This is a genomic window from Providencia sp. PROV182, from assembly GCF_028480325.1.
In the GTDB taxonomy this organism is placed as follows: Bacteria; Pseudomonadota; Gammaproteobacteria; order Enterobacterales; family Enterobacteriaceae; genus Providencia; species Providencia hangzhouensis.
In genome coordinates, this window is the sequence record NZ_JAMPOL010000001.1 from 304,988 (window position 1) to 326,959 (window position 21,972).

Genomic DNA, 21,972 nt, shown 5'->3' on the forward strand with positions numbered 1-21,972 from the left:
CTCATTCATTGATTTTAACTATATATAAACAGCTCAATGAAATTAAGCATAGTATAAATGGAATTAATTTCCAAAATAATTTTTATGGCGTATGAAGGGTTAGGGTGCAATATGTGGTTAATATACACCCTAATAGTGGTTATTTTTTAGGAATAGAAGTTCCCCAGTCCATGTAATCTTTAGGGGGTTCCAACTTCAGGATGAAATGCTGTTCAGGCTTGGCTTTTGGTGCTAAAGGTACTGACGGCGGGGTTGCGAAGGAAATGCCACCGCGTACAAATTGTTTGAAAGTCCCACTCTTGGCGACACCACCAGTTAAACCAAATGAGAAATTAAAACCGGAAGATTGCCAAAATTCTGTATTATTGCGAATGAGATATTGGTATTCCTTGCCAATGCGTGTGGCAACATATACGCGATCGGAAAGCTCTCCCAAATATAGACCTGTAACAACACCGACTTCTAGGCCTCTGAATAAAATAGGCGTGCCAACTTGAACGGAGCCGACATCACTCGCATCAAGGTAAATAGTTAAACCGTCTAGATAACGCGAGTCTGTAATATTTGCAGCTTGTAATTCAAATTGATAACGGCTTTTATTATTACGTCCTGGCTCAGCACTAATATAGGGTTGTAATATGCTATCTAAATTATTTAAACCCGCAGGGGATAATTCAGGTGTTACAACTGCGAAACGGCTTCCTAACCGGGTAAAAGCACTGACATATTCAGGGTATAGAATGGCTTTTGCTTGTACTTCACGTTTATCAGATGACAATTTTAATGATTCAATTTGGCCAATATTGATGCCCAAATAACGGATAGGCATACCTTCTGAGAGTTTTGATGCATCAAATGTTGTTAATGTAATGATGCTTCCTATCGCTTTAGCTGAGGTTTCATTTGGATAAAGTGTGTGTTGGCGAGCGGTATTGGCAACACCTCCATCCAGGTTATCAAAGCTAATAGCACCGCTAATAGCTCGGCTCAGCGGTGCCGCTTGAACGGTTAAACCATTACCATTAAGTTGAACTTTTGCACCGCCTTCAGCCCAAAATACACTGTTTTCAGTGAGTAAATGAAGATATTCATTTGAGATATTTACATTGATCGCAAACCCAGCCTTGGTCGGTTTAATGGCAATTATTTTACCGACTGCAAATTGGCGATAAAGAACAACAGAGCCTGCCTGAATGTCTGGTAATGTTGTGGTATTGAGAGTGATAGTTGTGGGTGGTAAAGCCCCTAAAATACCCGCTTTTGCATTATCATCACTACGATATAAAGGAAAATTTTCGGGGAGTTTTTCTTGGCTTTGTCCTGCTATCAGATGAATACCACCATCTAACCACTCTTGGGGAGTAGCTCCTTGGAATTGTAATCCATTAAGACCTAATTGGATATCCACTCGGCTATTAGCAACAAACTTGCTGTCTTCTCGAACAAGATGTTGGAACTCATCATATATCAGGATATTAAAATTTACTTTCTCAGTTGCTAAGTGACGCTGTAACACCTCACCAATTTGAATGCCCTTATAAACAATAGGTTGGCCTTTATCGACGCCATAAGTGTCATGTGCCCAAAGTGTTAGTAACAGGGGGTCTTTACCATCTTGTTCTGCGGTTTGGGCTATTTTTTTACTGTCTTGTAGGACAAATTTTTGCCCTTCTTCTGCTTGTGGGCTGTCTTGTGGTGAATCAAAAGCAATGGCGCCATTTATAACAGCAGAAAGGCTTTCCATTTTTACGCTAGCGCCAGATTTAAGGTCAAAGCTGCCTTGTAGCCCTGACACATTCCAAAACTGGCTCTCTTTACGGACCAAGTGAACATAAGGTTTTTTGACAACGGCAGAAATGGAAACCCCTTGGTTATCAGGCAAAATGGTGTAGTCTGAAATATAACCAACAGGGACTTTCCGGTAATAAATAGGCGAGTTTTCATTCAGTGAGCCTAAATCTGGAGCAGTCAGGTGAATAAGTAATTCACCTTTATCAATGTCTAGCTGCGGTGGTGTGTCTTGTGCAACAAAAGAAAACTGTTCTGTTCCTGTGCTTGGTAACATACCAATGTAATTTCCACCAACTAAAGCATCAAGACCAGAAACACCCGCTAACGATGCTTTGGGGGTCACTAACCAAAATTTAGTCCCTGAATTTAAGGCTGGCCGCATATCTTTATTCACACTAGCAGTGACAATGATGGTTTTCATATTTTTACTGATAGCAACGGATTGTACTAAACCTACTTCAACCCCTTGATACCGGATAGGCGTTCTATTGGCGACGACTCCAGGTGCGGATGTAAACTCAATAGTGATATCCGTTCCTCGTTCAGCCCAATGTTGAAACAAAAGCCAGCCTGCAATGAAAATAGCGACTAAAGGCAATAGCCAGAAAGGCGAAATTTGCCTGCGTTTGCGTAATATGGCTTCTGATATTTCTTCAGAGGGTTCATTTTGCAGGTTTTGATTTTCCATAAGAATCCCAAATTAAACGGCTATCTAACCACTCAACAGCCAAAATTGTTAAAATAACGGCTGAACCAAAATACAGTGCGGCTGGCCCCATAGTAAAAGACATGAGTTGATCACGGTTAACGAGTGTCATCATCAAGGCGATGACAAATAAATCTAGCATTGACCAACGACCAATCCACGAAACAAACCTAAGTAATTTCATACGTAAAATAGGGTCAGTATTGCTTTTTAAATGGATAGAAAACAGTAGCAATATCATAATAATAATCTTAATAAATGGAACCAGTATACTGGCGATGAATACAATAACTGCGATTGGCCAGTTACCTGAATCAATTAAAGAGACAACCCCAGAATAAATGGTGTCTTCTAAGCGCTGTCCATTGAGATAAAAAATAGAGATTGGCATTAAATTAGCAGGAAACAATAACACCATGGCAGCAATTAGTGCGGCCCAAGTTTTTTGTAAGCTATAAGGTTCCCGATAATGAAGAGGGCGATGACATCGTTTGCATTTCCCATTCCAATTTGCGGGCCCAGTGTAATGGCAAGCCGTGCAAGTTAGCGAGTTATCTTGTACTTTTTTATTATTGATGGGATAAAATTTTTGCCATAACTCATCTAGGTTTATGTGGATGAGAATTAATAAACTGAGAATAGACATAGTAATAAAAGCCACTAAGCCATGCCCAATGAATACACTTGCGTAATCTTGCATTTTAATGGCGGCAATACCCAATGCTATTAGGTAAACATCTAACATAACCCATTCTTTGATGTGGCTTAACACTAAAAGAATAGGCCGGAGATTCAAATTGATATGCTGACCAATAGATAACAATAAAATTAAAATTGGTAATAATAAGGGGGCTGCAATAGCACAAAAAGCCACTATACTGGCAGTAAATGGATCCCCTTGTTGATTAATTAAGCGTATACCTTCAATGACATTTGCATTAATTTGGCTTCCTAATAAATGAATAGAAATAAGGGGTTGCCAAAAAGCAATGGGAGCAAGCATCAGTAATGTGATAGCCAGTATTGATAAACGGTTGAGTGACCAAGAACGTCCATCATTAAGTTGACTAAAACAGCGAGGGCAAACAACGACTTGTCGTACGTTGGCTCGTGGGGTTAGTAGCTTCTGATTGCAATGATTACAACGTTGAAAAAGCAAATCAGTGTGGTTAATGTAGTTCATATTGACTCATTTTAGGTGGTTACCTAGATGTAATCTAGTGTAAAAAAATTTACCTCAAAGTGACAAATTGGTAACCTTAGGACTACGCTTACAAACATTCGATTAATTGCTTGATTATTACAAGAAATAATTATGGATAAAAAGAAGTATTATCTTGAACTTTCGGACAATCTCTCTGCATTACTTGCAGGTGAGTATGATTTAATTGCAACTTTAGCAAATACCAGTGCATTATTATATGAATATTTAGAAGGGATTAACTGGGCTGGTTTTTATCTCAGTAATGGGCAAGAATTAGTTCTGGGTCCTTTCCAAGGTAAAGTTGCGTGTGTTCGAATTCCTTTTGGTAAAGGCGTTTGTGGTACAGCTTTTAGTAATAACCAAGTTCAGCGTATAGAAGATGTTCATGCCTTCCCAGGTCATATTGCCTGTGATGCAGCAAGTAACGCTGAAATTGTGTTCCCTTTGGTAGTTAGTGGGCAAATTATCGGGGTTTTAGATATTGATAGCCCAAATATTAGCCAATTCGACCAAGAAGACGAAAAAGGGCTACAACACCTTGTAAACCAGTTGTGCCAACATCTGGCAATGTGTTCTATGCCTAAATATCACTAAATAATGGTCAGTTAAATTAATAGTAACGTGGCAATTGTCAGCAACACGATTATAATGTCGGCTTGTTCATGCCCGTGAGGTTGGCAAAATCGTTGTTATCAGGAAATTTCATGGAAAATCAACCTAAGTTGAATAGTAGTAAAGAAGTTATCGCATTTCTAGCAGAGCGTTTTCCTCGCTGTTTTATCGCTGAAGGCGAAGCACGTCCGTTAAAAGTCGGAATTTTTCAAGATATCGTAGGATGCTTAAAAGAAGAAGATGGTATTAGCAAAACGCAATTGCGTTCTGCGTTACGCATGTACACTTCTAGCTGGCGCTATCTTTACGGTGTTAAAGAGGGCGCTAAACGCGTTGACTTAAATGGTGAAGATTGTGGTGAATTAGATGCAGAACATATTGCTCATGCGCGCCAACAATTAGCCGAGGCTAAAGCTCGCGTTCAAGCACAACGTGCTGAACAAAAAGCACAAAAACGTCCAGCAGCGAAAAAAGCGAGTGAGAAAACCCCTCGTAATCAAGATGCAGCTAAAGAAAAAACGCCTCGTCGCCGTCCGTCAGATAATAAAGAACGCTCGCAAAATACATCTGCTAAAGCCCCTCGTCGTAATACACCTGCGCCAGAGCAAAATCTGAAATCAGTCACTGATATCAATACCCTTCAAATTGGTCAAACTTTGAAAGTGAAAGTCGGTACCAGTGTGATGGACGCCTCTGTGCTGGAAATTGCGAAAGATGGTGTTAGGGTTCAATTGCCAACAGGGCTGGCAATGATTGTACGCGCGGAACATTTAAAGTTCTGATACGGAGGTCAATCAGGTCATGAACAAACTTCTTAAAATTGCATTGGTGGTAAGTCTAGCGACTTTTGGCAGTGCAATAGCTAATACTCAAGCAGTGGCTCCGGTCACTGCGGCTCAGTTACCTGTCTTAAAACAGAGTGCACAGCACGGTACTGTGAGTGAAAGGGTCACCTCTCGGTTTACTCGCTCACATTATCGCCAATTCGATTTAGACAATGCGTTTTCTGGGAAGATATTTGATCGTTATCTCAATATGTTAGATTTCGGTCATAATGTTTTACTTCAATCCGATATTGACCAATACGCCAAAGATAAAGGCAAAGTGGGTCAGTGGCTTGAGGATGGCAAATTAGATACGTTCTATGACCTGTATAACCTGTCTCAGGAAAGACGTTTCGAGCGCTTTAAATATGCATTGGCTCGTTTAGAGCAACCCATCGATTTAAATGCGACTGATTCTATTGAAGTTGACCGTTCAAAATCACCATGGCCTAAAGATAAGCAAGAGCTTGATCGTCTATGGGACCAAAAAGTGCGTTATGATTGGTTGAATTTAAAACTATCAGGTAAAGATGATAAAGAAATCAAAGAGAAACTGACAAAACGCTATAATTTTGCGTTGCGGCGTTTAACGCAAGCGCAAAGTGAAGACGTTTTTCAATTGATAGTTAACTCTTTCGCTCGTGAAATCGATCCACACACAAGTTATCTGTCGCCTCGTAATACTGAACAATTTAATTCAGAAATGAGCTTATCATTAGAAGGAATTGGTGCGGTATTACAGCAAGATGACGAAAATACGGTTATTAACTCATTAGTTGCTGGGGGGCCAGCTGCTAAAAGTAAAGAGCTAAAAGTCGGCGATAAAATTATCGGTGTTGGCCAAACGGGTAAACCTATTGTTGATGTGGTTGGCTGGCGCCTTGATGATGTGGTTGCTTTAATTAAAGGCCCGAAAGGAAGTAAAGTTCGGTTAGAAGTCGTTTCTGATACTAAAGGGGCGAAACCTCATATTGTCACCATAGTTCGGGAGCAGATCCGACTGGAAGACCGAGCGGTCAAACTGACGATTAAACAGCAAGGTAAAGATAAAGTTGCTGTTTTAGATATTCCTGGTTTTTATGTTGGTTTAACCAATGATGTTAAAACTCAATTGCAAAACTTGGCTAAAGATAATGTTTCCGCATTGGTTATTGATTTACGCGGTAATGGTGGTGGAGCATTAACCGAAGCGGTCTCTTTATCAGGTTTGTTTATTCCGAAAGGGCCAATTGTTCAAGTTCGTGATAACAACGGTCAAGTTCGCCAAGATATTGATGATGACGATGTTATTTATTATAAGGGGCCTCTTGTTGTTTTAGTCGACCGCTTTAGTGCATCCGCATCTGAGATTTTTGCTGCAGCAATGCAAGATTATGGCAGAGCGATGATTGTTGGGGAACCGACCTTTGGTAAAGGAACTGTTCAGCAGCACCGTAGTTTGAGCCGTGTTTACGATCAAATGCTAAAACCAGAATGGCCTTCATTAGGTTCTGTCCAATATACCATTCAGAAGTTTTACCGAGTTAATGGTGGTAGCACACAACGTGAAGGTGTAACCCCTGATGTGATAATGCCTACAGGCCAAGACCCAGCTGAAACTGGAGAAAGCTTTGAGGACAATGCATTACCATGGGATAGTATTCCACCGGCAAAATATACACCTGTTGGTAATGTGTCTTCTGATTTATCACCAATAAAAACTCAGCATTTGGCACGTATTAGCAAAGACCCTGAATTCAACTATATTGATGAAGATATTGCTCGCTATAAAGTAAACAAAGAGAGTAAGAATCTTATTTCGCTCAACTATGCAGAGCGCCAAAAAGAAGATTCAGAACTTGAAGCGACAAAATTGAAACGTATAAATGAACGTAATACTCGGGAAGGTAAACCACTATTGAAATCAATTGATGATTTGCCTAAAGATTACGAAGGGCCAGACCCATACCTCGATGAAACGGTGAAAATGGCGATCGACTTAGCTAATCAACATACTAAGCTATTATCAAATAATAAATAATATTCTCTTAGTGTTTAACAGAATTAAGCCAGCGAAAGCTGGCTTAATTTTTTGAGTTTCTTTAACGCTATCTTAATCCGCTTAGAAAATAGAAAATCAAATGTTAATTTATTATTAATTTTGGTGTTTTTAGTCAGCGACTATTAAATTGGTGAAGTTTTATTCTTTATTTATTTTATTTCCCCAAATGACTGACTGAAATTGATGATTAATTATAGGTTTCTTTACCTTTACTTAATTTATCCTAAACTTTTGGTATAGCTTTCCTTAACAACGAGACAATACCATGCGTAAATTATTTGTAGGATTAATGGCAGTTAGTGTAATGATGATTGCATCTATAAATACAGCGAATGCAAGAAATTACCCATGTTCTGGAAGTAAAGGGGGAATAGATCGCTGTGAAGATGGTAAATTTATTTGTAATGATGGTTCAACAAGTCGCTCAGAGCAAGTGTGTACCATAGAATTAAAAAATGATATTAACAGCAAAGCGAAAGCGGCTGGTGCTTCGATTGGTGCAGGTGTTGCTAAGCAATCAAGTAAACCATCGGTTTCTGACTCAATAAAGAGCACGAGTGATAAAGCCAGTAAAACAGCCTCTGATAAAGCAAGCAAAGCTAGTGATAAAGCATCAGATACAGCTAAGACAGTAAAAGAAAAAGCCGCTAAAACGACAGATAAAGAATCAGCAAAAGCGGTGAAAGAAAAAGCTAGCAAAACGACAGATAAAGAATCAGCAAAAGCGGTGAAAGAAAAAGCTAGCAAAGCGACAGATAAAGAGCCAGCAAAAGCGGTGAAAGAGAAAGCTAGCAAAGCGGCAGATAAAGAGCCAGCAAAAGCGGTGAAAGAAAAAGCGTCTAAAGCCAAAGATAAAGAAACAGCTAAGACAGTAAAAGAGAAATCAACAAAATCGACTAAAGAGAAAACTAATTAGCGTGAGAACAAAACAACAGACAGCGATAGAACAGAATAGTGCCACTTAATGTGGCATTATTTTTTAATAGAATGGAAGTAAAAGTAAATATTCATTCATTTGGCAAACAATGTGAGTGATAATATAGATAAATACACTAAATTGTTTTTGGTGATTGACTAACTAGCTTTATCGTTTCAATTACAAATAGCTTTGAATTTAAATGGTTACAAAATGAGCCTTTAAAAACAAATGGTTAAATTCTTACTAAAGAAGTTATCATTTATTTAGAGCATAATGATGAGTTTTGAACGTAGCTATGTAAAGTTATGTTATTTTTTAGGGTTTTCGCGTTAATGCACTTGAAAAAGTGTGAAAAAACCTTATTTATAAAGTAAATTCTACGTATATTTGTTTTTACCAAGGAATACATAAAAAATGATGAGAATTGCTTTATTCTTACTCACAAACTTAGCGGTTATGTTTGTGTTTGGGATAATCCTAAGCTTAACTGGGATCAGAGGTAGTAGTGTCCAAGGCCTCATGATCATGGCTGGCCTATTTGGCTTTGGTGGTGCTTTCATTTCACTATTGATGTCCAAATGGATGGCTTTAAAATCAGTGGGTGGTGAGGTTATTGAAACTCCACGTAACCAAACAGAACAGTGGTTAGTATCAACTGTTGAGCGCCAAGCAAAACAAGTTGGTATTCAGATGCCGCAAGTGGCTATTTATCATGCTCCAGATATTAATGCGTTTGCAACAGGGGCTCGCCGTGATGCTTCGCTTGTTGCAGTAAGTACTGGGCTATTAGAAAATATGAGCCGTGATGAGGCGGAAGCTGTTATCGCTCATGAAATTAGCCACATCGCGAATGGTGACATGGTGACGATGACCTTATTACAAGGTGTGGTGAACACGTTCGTCATCTTTATTTCACGTATTATCGCACAGGTTGCGGCAGGCTTTATGTCCAACAGTGATAACGAAAGTGAAAGTAGTAATGGTAACCCAATGGTTTATTTTGCGGTTTCTATGGTACTTGAAATCGTCTTCGGTATTTTGGCAAGCATCATTACTATGTGGTTCTCTCGTTATCGTGAGTTCCATGCGGACGCGGGTTCTGCAAAATTAGTCGGCCGTGAAAAGATGATAGCTGCATTGCAACGGTTGAAAACGAGCTATGAGCCACAAGAAGAAGGCCGTTTGATGGCGTTTTGCATCAATGGTCGTGGTAAAGCATTCAGTGAATTATTTTTATCACACCCACCATTAGACAAACGTATCGAAGCATTGCGCTCAGGTGAATATTTAAAATAGCCTAAATAATAGTCTAAAGTTAGCTTTAAGTTGACAACGATTTTAGTATCTGCCCAGTAATAATTTAATTACTGGGCATTTTTATCTATACAATATGGTAAATATGCTCCCTCAAAATACCCATTCATAGCTAACAAACTCAATTCTAATTCTGACTCTCAATTAATTGTATTAATAACTGTAATCGATAAATCACAAGTGAGCTTACTCACAATCTTCTATTTTAAATGAAGAATTACTGAAAATTTGTTCGCTTTTATTTTACTTTTAATCTTTATTAGATTGATAAGGAATTGTTATGGATTCGATTGTTTTGTTAATTAATATGAATTAATTGGGGGTAGGATGGATTTGATAACTACGTGGTTAAGTGAACTAAATGGAGTGGTTTGGGGAGTACCAATGCTGGTTGGGATCTTAGGCGTTGGTATTTATATGCAAATCCGGCTTGCATTTTTACCGATAAGAAAAATTGGGACAGGTTTTAAGTTATTGTTTCAAAAGAATGAATCACGCGGTGAGGGACAAATATCACCTTTTAATGCATTAATGACAGCGTTATCGGCAACGATTGGTACAGGGAATATTGCCGGAGTTGCAACCGCAGTGGTCATGGGAGGGCCGGGAGCGTTATTCTGGATGTGGATGACGGCATTGGTAGGAATGGCAACAAAATACTCTGAGGCGGTGTTAGCTGTCCGTTTTCGTGAAGTCGATAAATATGGCCAATATATTGGTGGCCCAATGTACTACATTAAAAATGGATTAGGCCCTAAATGGATTTGGCTGGGAACACTGTTTGCCTTCTTCGGTGCATGTGCCAGTTTTGGTATCGGCAATACGGTACAAGCGAACTCAGTGGCAGATGTGCTAGAAAGTAACTTTGGTGTGCATAAATGGTTGACCGCAGGGGCTTTAGTTTTATTAGTTGGTGCGGTATTGATTGGTGGGCTGCGACGTATTTCTGATGTTGCAGGAAAACTTGTCCCATTTATGACTGTTGCCTATTTTGGCGCGGGGGTCATTGTGCTTGGTATTTATTTTACTGAGATCCCTGCGGCACTTTCTCTGGTTGTTACCTCGGCTTTTAACCCTGTTGCTGCACAAGGTGGGTTTGCGGGGGCTGCTGTATGGGCTGCAATACGCTTTGGGGTTGCACGAGGCGTATTTTCCAATGAAGCAGGTTTGGGGAGTGCACCTATCGCCCATGCCGCTGCAAAAACACAAAACCCTATTCGCCAAGGACTCATTGCGATGTTAGGGACATTTATTGACACTATCATTGTGTGCTCTGTCACAGGGTTAACTATCATTATTACTGGTGGTTGGCTGACCAGTGAAACAGGCGCGACATTAACCGCATCATCATTCCAAACGGCAATTCCCGGTGGAAATTATATTGTTGCTATCGCATTAGCTGTGTTTGCATTTACCACTATTCTGGGTTGGAGCTTTTATGGCGAAAAATGTGTGCAATATTTATTTGGGTTGCGAGCAATAAAGCCGTACAGAGTTTTATGGCTGATTGCTTTACCTATCGGCGCAACACAATCACTTGATTTTGTTTGGTTGTTGGCAGATACACTAAATGCCATGATGGCGATCCCTAATTTGATTGCCTTGTTACTTTTAAGCCCTGTTGTTTATCGGTTAACACGTGACCATATAAAAGATGTGAACGCAGACAGCATTGATATGGCAAAACAGTTGTACGACAATAAATCATAATCTATTGATAATAAGCTTCATTTTAATAGTGAAGCTTATTATTTCATCAATATCTCTCCTCTCATTCATCAGGCCTATCGATGGGCAATATATAAATCATCTATTTTTATAGGTAAAATTACGGTATGGCGTTAAATGCGCTATGCTTAGAAGAGAAGTTGTATACCATGCGTATTTTATAAATTAAACAAGGGGATAGAATGGATATTCTGGAGAAAACGTTATTGTTTGGTAATGATTTTTTGACAACGACAAATCCCGCTAGGTTAGTTCCGTTTAAATTTGAAATCTACCGTTCTGAGCAAGGTTTTTACCATCGGATTTATAAGCAAGTTGGTATGTCTGGCGCTAACTTTGGGCAAACGTTTGAAGTGTGGGCTTTTGAAGAACAGAAAAGTTGGGATAAGCAAACTGACGATACAACAGTTGATGAATATATTCAGCATTGCCAAGATATTTATAAACGGAATAATACATAAGTTGTAGAAAAAAAAAGCCCCCTTCATAGGGTTCTGAAGGGGGAGCTAAATGAATAAAGAATGGTTTAATTCATGAACAAAGATAGATGATTTTCATGATTAAAACTTAGTTATTTGTGCAGTTTAAACCACTTTATAGCATGTATATCCTTAAAATAGCATTTATCGCTAAATAATCTATTGGCGATACGCTGTTTTTATCTGTTCTAACGTATTTTTATAGGTTTCTGCCTGTTTTTCGTCTTCCATTTGTGCAACTTCACGTTGCATCTTGACCAAAATCTTACCTGCATCAGCTTGGCCGATAGCTTTTAGCATATGCGTTAATAAGTTTTTTAGGCAAGTAACTTCATCTGCTAAGGTATTAACGTTAGGTTCAGTAGGAAAATGGTTTTTCATTAAAGCGGTCCTTTAAGCATAAAAAATAATAGTGAGATTGTAGCATAGAAAGTAATGCGATGTATTTTCAGATAACTGAATGTAATAAATATTCAGATAAATGACTTAAATTTGAACGAATAATGAAACAGAATAGTCGAGAGAATAAAAATAAGCAGACATGATATTGTTCTTGCCAATTAGGCAAAGAGGAGCCTTTATGAGTAATGAAAAAATGTGATACAATTCACATAAAAAGAGTTATTAGCAACCTAGCTTGCTTAGTGACAACTCAATCCTGTATGAAATACCAATATCCTTTCGCAGCAATTTTTACGCACAATTAAACCGTTGTGTATGTTATTTGTGGGAAAGTAAAGGCTAAGAGAAATATGACGCAAGTTTCTAGAAAAACAGCTTGGATCCGTGTAATAGCACTAGCGGTCGCTGCATTTGTTTTTAACACAACAGAGTTTGTGCCTGTAGCATTACTCAGTGATATTGCAAAAAGCTTTGATATGACGGTCGCACATACTGGATTGATGATAACAATCTACGCGTGGGTTGTGGCTTTGATGTCGTTACCTTTAATGCTATTAACCAGTAAAATAGAGCGTCGCAAATTATTAGCTTTTTTATTCGTTATTTTTGTTATTAGCCACATTATTTCAGGGTTTGCGTGGAGTTTTGATATTCTAATAGCAGGGCGTATTGGCGTTGCATTATCCCATGCGGTATTTTGGTCAATTACTGCATCTTTAGCTATTCGGGTTGCTCCTGCAGGTAAAAAAGCCCAAGCTCTTGGGTTATTAGCAACGGGGACCGCTTTAGCGACAGTATTAGGGCTTCCCCTTGGTCGAGTGGTTGGGCAGTTTTTAGGCTGGCGGGCGACGTTTTTAGGTATTGGTATCATTGCATTGTTTACTATGGTTGTGTTGATCCGTTTTTTACCTCGTTTACCAAGTGAACATTCTGGTTCGTTAAAAAGTGTTCCTATGCTATTCCAACGGCCTGCACTCGTAGGAATGTTCGCATTAACTGTTTTAGCTGTTACCGCACATTTTACAGCTTACAGCTATATTGAACCTTTTGTTCGAGAGGTTGCATTGCAAAGCCAAAATTTTGCTACTTTACTACTACTGATTTTTGGTGGTGCCGGTATTTTCGGAAGCGTAATATTTAGTCGTTACAGCAGCAAGTTTTCATTATCATTTTTACCTGCAGCAATCGCATTTATGACAATTTGTTTATTATTGCTGATGCCATTAGGTAGAGATGTTTGGTCTTTGGTGATGTTATCAGTGTTCTGGGGAATGGCGATGATGTGCATTGGCTTAGGGATGCAAGTTAAGGTGATTGATTTATCTCCTGATGCCACTGACTTGGCAATGTCAATTTTTTCTGGAATTTTTAATATTGGTATTGGCGCTGGTGCGCTGTTAGGTAACCAAGTTATTGTTCATTTCGGGATGACCCAAATTGGTTATGTTGGTGGTGCGATCGGTCTGATAGCCTTTGCTTTATGTGTTTATCTATTCAAGCGCTATAGTGAATCTCTTACTGATAGAATAGACGTAGCTACAAATCATTAACTCGTCTTAGCACCATGAAGTAGATATAAAAGCTCTGTGTCATTTTCAGGATAGACAGAGCTTTTTTGTTGTATATAGGAAAATAATAAGTTTCATTATTACTAATTCTAATAATAAGGAAAGGCGATGAAGGGTTTGGGTTTTTTGTTGATGTCTATTATTGCAGAAGTCATTGCGACGACAACATTGAAAGCATCTGATGGTTTTAGTCGTTTTTGGCCGTCTTTGATTGTTATTGTTGGCTATGCTGTCTCTTTTTGGGGGCTTTCGCAGGTAGTAAAAACAATGCCATTGGGTATTGCTTATGCAATTTGGTCTGGTTTAGGGATCGTGTTGGTTTCCGTCGCTGCAATTTATATTTACAACCAAAAACTCGATTTACCTGCAATTATTGGTATGCTATTAATTATTATTGGTGTTTTAGTCATCAATTTATTTTCAAAAAGCGGCGGGCACTAAACAGTTGGTGCAAAATGTTCAGGTAGCATGATAGGAGAAGCAGGGAATGAGGCATAGGGTTAATCATTTTTTTCAGTCAATAATAGCAATGTCACTTATTGGCGTTATATCTGTCATGTTATCTGCGTGTGGTAGTTCAAACGTGGATAAATCTGTGGAGCATTCTGCGAGTCAGTATGCTCAACAAGTGGTCAATTTAGGCCCCGGTGCACAAGAAGCTTGTATGTCAGCGGGTGGGTTGCCCGCACTCACATTAGAATTAAATGGGTCACAAACTGCAGTATGCCAATTTGCGAATGGTAAACGTTGTGCTGTTGACATTATACAATCTGGCTCTTGTATATAACTCTTCTTTTTATGAAGTTAATTAATTTTCTTTTAATGGAAAGTTAATTAACTTCATGCATTTATTATAACTGAATGTTAAATTAATATTCATCATTTCTTTTTTTAATTATATTCTAATTATTCATTTATAAATCATCTAATTATGAACATCTATTTAAGTGTTTATTTTAATTATTGATATTTAACGGCGAAGTTACTAATATTAAATAATAAAGAAAAATTTAAATAATTATAAAAGCATATATAAAGACATTTCCATTTATTAAAGAGTAATGCCTAATGAAAAAGAAAATTGAAGAGTATGATGGCCCCGCTGCGGGTTGGGGGGCTGTAAAAGCAGTTGCAGAAGCTTTACGTGGCCAAATGAAAGTAGGACACGATATCATTGCAATGTTTGAAATGAATAAGGTGGATGGCTTTGATTGCCCTGGCTGTGCGTGGCCTGATCCTGTACATACAGCATCATTTGATATTTGTGAAAATGGCGCAAAAGCAATTGCTTGGGAAGCAACATCTAAAAAAACAACCCCGGAATTTTTTTCTAAATATACTGTAACAGAATTACTCGAATGGGATGACTTTCATTTAGAAGATGAAGGGCGTTTAACTCACCCCATGAAATATAATTCACAAACAGACAAATATGAACCTATCGAATGGGAAGAGGCCTTTCAGCAAATAGGTACGCGTTTACAAAGTTATTCAGACCCAAATACCGTTGAATTTTATACCTCCGGTCGTACTTCAAATGAAGCCGCATTCTTATATCAATTACTGGCTCGTGAATATGGAACAAATAATTTTCCAGATTGTTCAAATATGTGCCATGAGCCAACGAGTGTTGGTCTTGCTAACTCTATTGGTGTCGGTAAGGCGACGGTATTATTAGACGATTTTGATAAAGCGGATTTAGTTATTTGTATAGGTCATAACCCGGGGACTAACCACCCAAGGATGTTGAGCTCATTGCGTGAAGTTTCTAAACGCGGCGCAAAGATCATTGCAATAAACCCTTTAAGAGAGCGTGGTCTTGAGCGTTTTACCTATCCGCAAGACGTGTTAGAAATGCTGACGCTAGAATCTACACCTTTAGCGGGGCACTATTATAAAGTTCGTGTTGGTGGAGACACTGCGTTACTTAAAGGGGTTATGAAGTTATTGATTGAAAAGCACCAAGCCGCAGTAGATGCAGGAAAAGAGCCTATTCTCGATACTGAATTCATATCAACTCATACACAGGGTTATGAAGCTTTAAAAAATGACTTACTGACAACAAGTTGGAAGGATATTTTAAGGGTTTCTGGCTTGCCACGCGAGTCTATCGAAGAGATTGCAGACCTTTATATTGAAGCAAAAAGCACCATTATTTGTTATGGCATGGGGATCACTCAGCACGAACATGGTACGCAGAATGTTCAGCAATTAGTCAATTTGCTGCTACTTAAGGGTAATATTGGTCGGGAAGGTGCGGGTATCTGCCCATTGCGTGGCCACTCAAATGTGCAAGGTGATAGAACCGTTGGCATTACAGAAAAACCGTCAAAAAGCTTTTTAGACAAAATTGAACAACGATTTGGTTTTAAACCACCAAGCGAATTCGGTCATGCTGCAGTCGCGAGCATGCAAGCCATTTCTGAAGGAAAAGCGAATGCTTTAATTTGCATGGGAGGAAATTTAGCGGTTGCAATGCCTGATAAAGACGCTTGTTTTGCTGGTATGAAAAAGCTTGATTTAGCGGTTCATACTGCAACTAAACTAAATCGCTCCCATTTATTAACAGCTAAGCAAACATTCTTATTACCCGTATTGGGTCGCAGTGAAATAGACAGACAAAGCAGTGGTGTGCAATGTGTTACTGTAGAAGACTCAATGTCGATGGTTCACGCATCAAAAGGTTTACTTAAACCATGTAGCCCTTACCTTAAATCTGAGTGTGCGATAATCGCAGGAATAGCTAAAGCGGCAATACCTCAGAGTAAAGTCGAATGGGATGATTTTATCGGTAACTATGACTTGATCCGTGATGCAATGGAGGCGGTATTACCTGGCTTTGATGATTACAATGCACGTATTAAAATACCGGGAGGATTTCACCTGACAAACGCTGCTTCTGAGCGTCGTTGGTTAACTCAATCAGGTAAAGCTAATTTTGTACCGACAGAAGGCGTTATTGAAGACCCGAATTCAGCAGTAAACAGTGAATTGATTTTGGCAACATTACGCAGCCATGACCAGTATAATACTACAATTTATGGGCTAAATGACCGATACCGTGGTGTGTTTGGGCAACGAGATGTTGTTTTCATCAGTGGTGCAGAAGCCCAAAAACAGAAGTTACAGGCGGGAGATAAAGTGAATCTCATCGCATTAGACCGTGAACAAAAACCGACAAAACGCCGTTTAGATAACCTCACTGTGGTGATCTATGATATGGCAGACCGAAGTGTTGCCACTTATTTCCCTGAAGCCAATAATTTAATTTCATTAGATAATTTCGACCCGCAATGTGGTATTCCTGCGTATAAAAATATCCCTGTGAAATTAGAGAGAGTCATTCAATAGATAGATGTTATTGTTTAGGAACCCCAAATGTTGAATTTAACATTTGGGGTTTTAAAGATTATTTTTTGGCTGGGAAGAATTGGCTGATGATAACAATGATTGCAACTAAGAGATAAGCCGCGAAGATACCAATTAACCATTGTGGCATATCAAGCCCTAAGAATGCCCATTGCCTAACGGCACAGTCACCTGTTGCTTCAAACACTGCAGGGACCCACTCTTGTAATGGTAACCAATCAGGGAAATTAACGAAAAAATCGCAAGAAGCAAATGGAGAAGGATAAAGTTGTAGCATGGTATGTTCCCATGCAAGGTCTAAGCCACGCCAAGCAGAGTAAACCCAAATAAGAATTGCTACCCAGCGTATTACCATATTCCGTGGTGCTATTGCCCCAATTAAGCCAGCAACCATAATGCCAAGTAATGCAACACGTTCATAGACACACATAACACAGGGTTGTAGCTTCATCACATGTTGAAAATATAAGGCCGCACACTCGAGCATAAAGGCAATAAAGGCCATGAGTAGCCAGGCGCCTCTCCCTTGCGAGCAGTAGTTAAAAAATCTGAACATACTTAGTATCCTAATTGAGTAATGCGCACATTTTGCCTCTATCAGCTCGATAAAAAAAGCAATTAAAGTGAAATAATGCAATTTCAGATAAGGCTTTACCTAACATTACAATTAGCCATATTGGTATATGGCTAATTGTTTTAAAGTATAGTTACTGGGCGAATGTAATCAAACCGATACTTTCCATCCAGTGAGTGATTGGTACTAGCCAGAGCTCTACCCCTAATAACCCGACAATAGTCATTACGATGGTATATGGAAGAGCCATCCAAACCATACGACCGTAGGATAAACGGATTAGTGGAGATAACGCTGAGGTTAATAAGAATAAGAAAGCAGCTTGCCCATTAGGTGTTGCAACAGAAGGCAGGTTAGTACCTGTATTAATTGCTACGGCTAAGAATTGGTATTGTTCCATTGATACCAAACCTTCATTCGCTGCTTTTAAGGCTTCAGTAATGTAAACAGTCCCTACGAATACGTTATCTGATACGGCAGAGAGTAGGCCATTAAATAGATAGAATAATGATAATTGTGACGACTCAGAGGATTGCAGCACAAACTGAATAAATGGGGTGAATAGTTGTTGGTCAATGATTACGGCTACAATACTAAAGAAGACAGTTAATAATGCGGTAAAGGGTAACGCTTCCTCGAAGGCTTTCCCCAACGCATGTTCTTCTGTGATACCACAAAATGCGGTCGTTAGCACGATAACAGAAAGACCAATAAGGCCAACTTCCGCTAAATGGAAAGCAAGAGCAACGATTAGCCACACGCCAATTAAGCCCTGAACGACTAACTGTGCAAGATCTCTTTTGGTACGTTTAGCCGTCAGTTTTTTATCGTGCTCAGTCAAAATTTGACGTACAGAGTCAGGAAGCTCAGCACCGTAACCAAATAGCTTGAACTTTTCAACAACAAAACAGACAACCAAGCCACAAATAAAAACAGGTATGGTCACAGGAGCCATACGAATATAAAAAGTAATGAAGTCCCAATTAACATGCTTTGCAATGATAAGGTTTTGTGGTTCACCAACCATGGTCATGACACCACCAAGCGCGGTACCAATACCGGCATGCATCATTAAGCTACGTAAAAATGCCCTAAATTGCTCAAGGGTTTGCTTTTGTTCCGCACTATTAATGAAACCATCATTTTGTAGGTCAGTGTTGCTGGGCTGGTTAGAGGCATATTGGTGATAGATAGAATAAAAGCCAATTGAGACGCTAATGACGACGGCAATAACGGTTAATGCGTCTAAAAATGCGGATAAAAATGCACTTGCCATACAAAAAGCAAGGGAAAGAATGCGTTTAGAGCGCACGTTTATCAACAGTTTGGTGAAAACAAATAACAGTAATTGCTTCATGAAGTAGATACCAGCTACCATAAAAATCAGTAACAGGATAACTTCAAGGTTATTGCTAATTTCATGTGAAATTTGGGCAGGGGTGGTCATACCAATAATAACGGCTTCTATGGCTAAAAGACCACCTGGCTGCAATGGGTAACATTTAAGAGCCATTGCTAATGTGAATATGAATTCAACAACTAATAGCCAGCCTGCGACGAAGGGGCTGATGAAGTAAAAGATAATAGGGTTAATTATTAAAAATACAATAATTGCTAATTTGTACCAATCAGGCGAATTTCCCAGGAAATTTTTCAAAAAAGCAGTTTTTAAACTAAAATCCATTATGATTCGTTATCCTCTTTTATGCGGATGTCGTGTATTGTGCTATACATACTACTCTTATCTTTTGCGGATTTTAAGCTTATTTGCTAATTGAGAGCTTATGAATTATATGGAAATTCTATGATTTGCCTCACTCTTTATTTTTAGTCTAACTATATCAGACGATGACAATCTGGTATGATTTGCCCAATATCCGTCTAAATGTTTGGAATAATAAAAATATGGTTATTAAAGCTCAAAGTCCGGCTGGTTTCGCGGAAGAGTATATTATTGAGAGCATATGGAACAACCGCTTTCCACCAGGTTCAATTTTACCCGCAGAGCGTGAGCTTTCGGAATTAATTGGTGTGACACGAACAACCTTACGTGAAGTGTTACAGCGCTTGGCTCGGGACGGTTGGCTAACCATTCAGCATGGTAAACCAACTAAAGTGAATAACTATTGGGAAACGTCTGGTCTAAATATTTTGGAGACATTGGCTAGGCTAGATCACGATAGGGTGCCCCAGCTAATCGATAATTTATTGGCAGTACGTACCAATATCGCTGCTATTTTTATCCGTACAGCCTTTCGAAATAACCCCGAGAAATCAATAGAAGTATTAGCTGAGCGGGAAAAAGTTGAAGATAATTCAGATGCATTTAGTGATTTGGATTATAACATTTTTCGTGGTCTTGCATTTGCATCCGGTAACCCGATCTATGGCTTGATTATTAACGGCTTAAAAGGGCTTTATACCCGTGTTGGTCGCTATTATTTTTCGAACCCAGAAGCTAGGCGTTTAGCGTTAAATTTCTATCAACAATTAAGCCATCTTTGTCGTGAACAAGCCTATGACCGTATTATGGATTGTGTGCGTAATTATGGAAAAGAAAGTGGAATAATTTGGCATAGTATGCAAAGCAATATGCCTTCAGATTTAGCTCAAAGCCGCTAATTAATTAGCGGTGATACACTTAAGGCCAGCATGTTGCATTGAATCTGCATGCTGGTTTTTTTTATCGTTAATGATTGACAGTTTTTAGTCACATAGCCACCGAATACGCAAATGAAGCGGAAAAACCAATTTTTATTGGTTTTTTGAAATTTAATACTGACAAAACCCCTCGAATTGGTTTAATAAAATAAACATATTTTATTGGGCGCATCACTTGAATCGACAGAAAACTCTGAATTAACAAAATAGATAAATTGCCATTATTTTATCCAATTGAATTATAAGAATTTAAATTTATGCTTAAATTTTAGTCTAGTATTTAATATCGACATGTAAAACAAATGTGATGAAATTTAAATTTTTTAACTTTATTGTTAAAAGTGTTAATCCACCACATTGGCAAATAATTTCTAGAATATTATCCTAAAATAAATGATGCATATTTTTATTTTGCGGGGAAGCTATGAAAATTCTAGTGTTAGGTGCGGGAGTGATCGGTGTAACAACAGCATGGTATTTAGCACAAGAAGGGCACGAAGTGCTGGTGGTGGATAGACAACATGATGTAGCAGAGGAAACAAGCGCAGCAAATGCAGGGCAAGTATCCCCTGGCTATGCAACTCCATGGGGGGCTCCTGGTATCCCCCTTAAAGCCGTGAAATGGATGTTTGAAAAACATGCGCCCTTGGCAATACGTCCAGATGGTACGTTATTTCAACTGCGTTGGATGTGGCAGATGCTAAAAAACTGCGATATCCAACATTATGCGATGAATAAAAGTCGTATGGTGCGCATTGCAGAATATAGCCGTGATTGTATTCGCCAATTAAGAGTGGATACAGGCATTGAATATGAAGCTCGCCAAGGTGGCACCTTACAGCTTTTTCGTACGGCAGAGCAGTTTGATAATGCAGCGAATGATATTGCGGTCTTACAGCAAGAAGGTGTTCCATACGAATTATTGACGTCTAATGAATTAGTTAAAGCGGAACCTGCGTTAGAGTTTGTCAAGCACAAGCTTACTGGGGGGTTGCGATTACCCAATGATGAAACAGGGGATTGCCAGCAATTCACCAAAAAACTGGCTAAAATGGCGAAAAATGCAGGAGTCCAATTCAAATTTGGTAGCCGGATTGAACAGATTTTAACCGAAGGTAACAAGGTTAGCGGCGTTAAAATTGATGGTGAAATTTTGCAAGCGGACCGATATGTAGTAGCGATGGGCTCTTATTCCACCTCAATGCTGCAACGTCTGGTTCAAATTCCGGTTTACCCACTCAAAGGCTATTCATTGACGATGCCAATTATTGACGAACAGCGTGCCCCAATGTCTACTATCTTGGATGAAACATACAAAATTGCAGTAACGCGGTTTGACAAGCGCATTCGTGTCGGTGGAATGGCTGAAGTCGTTGGGTTTAATTTGAATATCCTGAAAAAACGCTGCGAAACATTAAAAATGGTGGTACAAGATTTATATCAAGGCGGTGGTGATATTGCACAAGCGCAATTTTGGACGGGGCTGCGCCCAATGACACCGGATGGTACCCCAATAGTTGGGCCGACTGCATACAGTAATTTATATTTAAATACAGGGCATGGGACGCTGGGCTGGACAATGGCTTGTGGTGCAGGAAAACTGCTAGCAGATTTAATTTCAGGGAACACACCAGAGATAGCGTCTGATGATTTATCGGTATTTAGGTACCTTGATGGCTTTAATACCAAACTGGTTACTCATGGTGATTTAACTCCAGCACGTTAAGCGTTTGATGTTTTGGCATCATTGTAATTTTAGAATTAATTAAATGTACTAAGG

At 39.0% G+C, this 21,972-nt stretch carries 18 protein-coding genes; 13 read left to right on the plus strand and 5 right to left on the minus strand.

What is annotated here, in order from left to right:
• Positions 1 to 139 precede the first annotated feature (139 nt).
• Together PR834_RS01465 and yebS are read right to left on the minus strand one after the other, a co-directional pair.
• The gene (locus PR834_RS01465; protein ID WP_112307141.1) at positions 140 to 2,479 is read right to left on the minus strand and encodes a PqiB family protein; all 2,340 of its coding nucleotides are present in this window, start codon (positions 2,477 to 2,479) and stop codon (positions 140 to 142) included.
• Entirely contained in the window at positions 2,454 to 3,680 is a 1,227-nt protein-coding gene (gene yebS / locus PR834_RS01470; protein WP_136135295.1) for a membrane integrity lipid transport subunit YebS, read from the minus strand. Before yebS ends, PR834_RS01465 begins: the two co-directional genes overlap by 26 nt.
• 132 nt (positions 3,681 to 3,812) lie before the next feature.
• On the opposite strand from yebS, the gene PR834_RS01475 reads away from it, so the two are divergent.
• From PR834_RS01475 to PR834_RS01505, 7 genes are all read left to right on the plus strand, one after another.
• A complete protein-coding gene (locus tag PR834_RS01475; protein ID WP_272536331.1) occupies positions 3,813 to 4,295 on the plus strand; it encodes a GAF domain-containing protein in 483 nt (160 codons plus the stop codon).
• Between the two features lie 110 nt (positions 4,296 to 4,405).
• Entirely contained in the window at positions 4,406 to 5,095 is a 690-nt protein-coding gene (proQ, locus tag PR834_RS01480) for an RNA chaperone ProQ (RefSeq protein WP_036957687.1), read from the plus strand.
• A 19-nt stretch (positions 5,096 to 5,114) separates the two neighbouring features.
• Positions 5,115 to 7,157: a carboxy terminal-processing peptidase gene (gene prc / locus PR834_RS01485; protein WP_004253916.1), complete on the plus strand. Its 2,043-nt coding sequence runs from the start codon at positions 5,115 to 5,117 to the stop codon at positions 7,155 to 7,157.
• 286 nt (positions 7,158 to 7,443) lie between these two features.
• Positions 7,444 to 8,094 carry a cell envelope biogenesis protein TolA gene (locus PR834_RS01490; protein ID WP_272536332.1) on the plus strand — a complete coding sequence of 217 codons (651 nt, stop codon included), beginning with the start codon at positions 7,444 to 7,446 and terminating at the stop codon, positions 8,092 to 8,094.
• A gap of 417 nt (positions 8,095 to 8,511) precedes the next feature.
• Complete coding sequence (gene htpX, locus PR834_RS01495) at positions 8,512 to 9,393, plus strand: protease HtpX (protein ID WP_004253918.1); 882 nt, start codon at positions 8,512 to 8,514, stop codon at positions 9,391 to 9,393.
• Positions 9,394 to 9,738: 345 nt separating this feature from the next.
• A complete protein-coding gene (locus tag PR834_RS01500; RefSeq protein WP_094960510.1) occupies positions 9,739 to 11,121 on the plus strand; it encodes an alanine/glycine:cation symporter family protein in 1,383 nt (460 codons plus the stop codon).
• 200 nt (positions 11,122 to 11,321) lie between these two features.
• Positions 11,322 to 11,600: a hypothetical protein gene (locus PR834_RS01505; RefSeq protein WP_004253921.1), complete on the plus strand. Its 279-nt coding sequence runs from the start codon at positions 11,322 to 11,324 to the stop codon at positions 11,598 to 11,600.
• Between the two features lie 177 nt (positions 11,601 to 11,777).
• Here the strand turns inward: PR834_RS01505 and PR834_RS01510 are convergent, their stop codons facing one another.
• Entirely contained in the window at positions 11,778 to 11,999 is a 222-nt protein-coding gene (locus PR834_RS01510; RefSeq protein ID WP_004253922.1) for a DUF2594 family protein, read from the minus strand.
• 371 nt (positions 12,000 to 12,370) lie between these two features.
• Between PR834_RS01510 and PR834_RS01515 the strand changes: the two genes are divergently transcribed.
• The 4 genes from PR834_RS01515 to PR834_RS01530 all read left to right on the plus strand — a co-directional run bounded on the left by PR834_RS01515 (position 12,371) and on the right by PR834_RS01530 (position 16,939).
• Positions 12,371 to 13,570: a sugar transporter gene (locus PR834_RS01515; RefSeq protein ID WP_262960329.1), complete on the plus strand. Its 1,200-nt coding sequence runs from the start codon at positions 12,371 to 12,373 to the stop codon at positions 13,568 to 13,570.
• Positions 13,571 to 13,696: 126 nt separating this feature from the next.
• Positions 13,697 to 14,029 carry a DMT family transporter gene (locus PR834_RS01520; protein ID WP_004254027.1) on the plus strand — a complete coding sequence of 111 codons (333 nt, stop codon included), beginning with the start codon at positions 13,697 to 13,699 and terminating at the stop codon, positions 14,027 to 14,029.
• Between the two features lie 46 nt (positions 14,030 to 14,075).
• On the plus strand, positions 14,076 to 14,375 hold the full coding sequence (locus PR834_RS01525; RefSeq protein ID WP_110591776.1) for a DUF333 domain-containing protein: 300 nt from the start codon (positions 14,076 to 14,078) through the stop codon (positions 14,373 to 14,375).
• A gap of 281 nt (positions 14,376 to 14,656) precedes the next feature.
• The gene (locus PR834_RS01530) at positions 14,657 to 16,939 is read left to right on the plus strand and encodes an FdhF/YdeP family oxidoreductase (RefSeq protein WP_196724943.1); all 2,283 of its coding nucleotides are present in this window, start codon (positions 14,657 to 14,659) and stop codon (positions 16,937 to 16,939) included.
• A 58-nt stretch (positions 16,940 to 16,997) separates the two neighbouring features.
• On the opposite strand, the gene dsbB is transcribed toward PR834_RS01530, so the two are convergent.
• The gene (gene dsbB, locus PR834_RS01535) at positions 16,998 to 17,513 is read right to left on the minus strand and encodes a disulfide bond formation protein DsbB (RefSeq protein WP_004254030.1); all 516 of its coding nucleotides are present in this window, start codon (positions 17,511 to 17,513) and stop codon (positions 16,998 to 17,000) included.
• Between the two features lie 151 nt (positions 17,514 to 17,664).
• On the minus strand, positions 17,665 to 19,215 hold the full coding sequence (gene nhaB / locus PR834_RS01540) for a sodium/proton antiporter NhaB (RefSeq protein ID WP_004254031.1): 1,551 nt from the start codon (positions 19,213 to 19,215) through the stop codon (positions 17,665 to 17,667).
• A 221-nt stretch (positions 19,216 to 19,436) separates the two neighbouring features.
• Here nhaB and fadR point away from each other — a divergent pair, with 221 nt between their 5' ends.
• Together fadR and PR834_RS01550 are read left to right on the plus strand one after the other, a co-directional pair.
• Positions 19,437 to 20,153 carry a fatty acid metabolism transcriptional regulator FadR gene (gene fadR / locus PR834_RS01545; RefSeq protein ID WP_094960513.1) on the plus strand — a complete coding sequence of 239 codons (717 nt, stop codon included), beginning with the start codon at positions 19,437 to 19,439 and terminating at the stop codon, positions 20,151 to 20,153.
• Positions 20,154 to 20,616: 463 nt separating this feature from the next.
• Positions 20,617 to 21,918, plus strand: a complete 1,302-nt coding sequence (locus tag PR834_RS01550) for a D-amino acid dehydrogenase (RefSeq protein ID WP_004254035.1) — start codon at positions 20,617 to 20,619, stop codon at positions 21,916 to 21,918.
• Positions 21,919 to 21,972 lie beyond the last annotated feature (54 nt).

Coding starts and splice junctions, on each gene's coding strand:
- PR834_RS01500 (WP_094960510.1), top strand. CDS start 9,739: ATGGATTTGATAACTACGTGGTTAAGTGAACTAAATGGAGTGGTTTGG.
- htpX (WP_004253918.1), top strand. CDS start 8,512: ATGATGAGAATTGCTTTATTCTTACTCACAAACTTAGCGGTTATGTTT.
- PR834_RS01505 (WP_004253921.1), top strand. CDS start 11,322: ATGGATATTCTGGAGAAAACGTTATTGTTTGGTAATGATTTTTTGACA.
- PR834_RS01475 (WP_272536331.1), top strand. CDS start 3,813: ATGGATAAAAAGAAGTATTATCTTGAACTTTCGGACAATCTCTCTGCA.
- PR834_RS01520 (WP_004254027.1), top strand. CDS start 13,697: ATGAAGGGTTTGGGTTTTTTGTTGATGTCTATTATTGCAGAAGTCATT.
- PR834_RS01490 (WP_272536332.1), top strand. CDS start 7,444: ATGCGTAAATTATTTGTAGGATTAATGGCAGTTAGTGTAATGATGATT.
- PR834_RS01525 (WP_110591776.1), top strand. CDS start 14,076: ATGAGGCATAGGGTTAATCATTTTTTTCAGTCAATAATAGCAATGTCA.
- nhaB (WP_004254031.1), bottom strand. CDS start 19,215: ATGGATTTTAGTTTAAAAACTGCTTTTTTGAAAAATTTCCTGGGAAAT.
- PR834_RS01515 (WP_262960329.1), top strand. CDS start 12,371: ATGACGCAAGTTTCTAGAAAAACAGCTTGGATCCGTGTAATAGCACTA.
- prc (WP_004253916.1), top strand. CDS start 5,115: ATGAACAAACTTCTTAAAATTGCATTGGTGGTAAGTCTAGCGACTTTT.
- dsbB (WP_004254030.1), bottom strand. CDS start 17,513: ATGTTCAGATTTTTTAACTACTGCTCGCAAGGGAGAGGCGCCTGGCTA.
- PR834_RS01510 (WP_004253922.1), bottom strand. CDS start 11,999: ATGAAAAACCATTTTCCTACTGAACCTAACGTTAATACCTTAGCAGAT.
- proQ (WP_036957687.1), top strand. CDS start 4,406: ATGGAAAATCAACCTAAGTTGAATAGTAGTAAAGAAGTTATCGCATTT.
- PR834_RS01550 (WP_004254035.1), top strand. CDS start 20,617: ATGAAAATTCTAGTGTTAGGTGCGGGAGTGATCGGTGTAACAACAGCA.
- yebS (WP_136135295.1), bottom strand. CDS start 3,680: ATGAACTACATTAACCACACTGATTTGCTTTTTCAACGTTGTAATCAT.
- PR834_RS01465 (WP_112307141.1), bottom strand. CDS start 2,479: ATGGAAAATCAAAACCTGCAAAATGAACCCTCTGAAGAAATATCAGAA.
- fadR (WP_094960513.1), top strand. CDS start 19,437: ATGGTTATTAAAGCTCAAAGTCCGGCTGGTTTCGCGGAAGAGTATATT.
- PR834_RS01530 (WP_196724943.1), top strand. CDS start 14,657: ATGAAAAAGAAAATTGAAGAGTATGATGGCCCCGCTGCGGGTTGGGGG.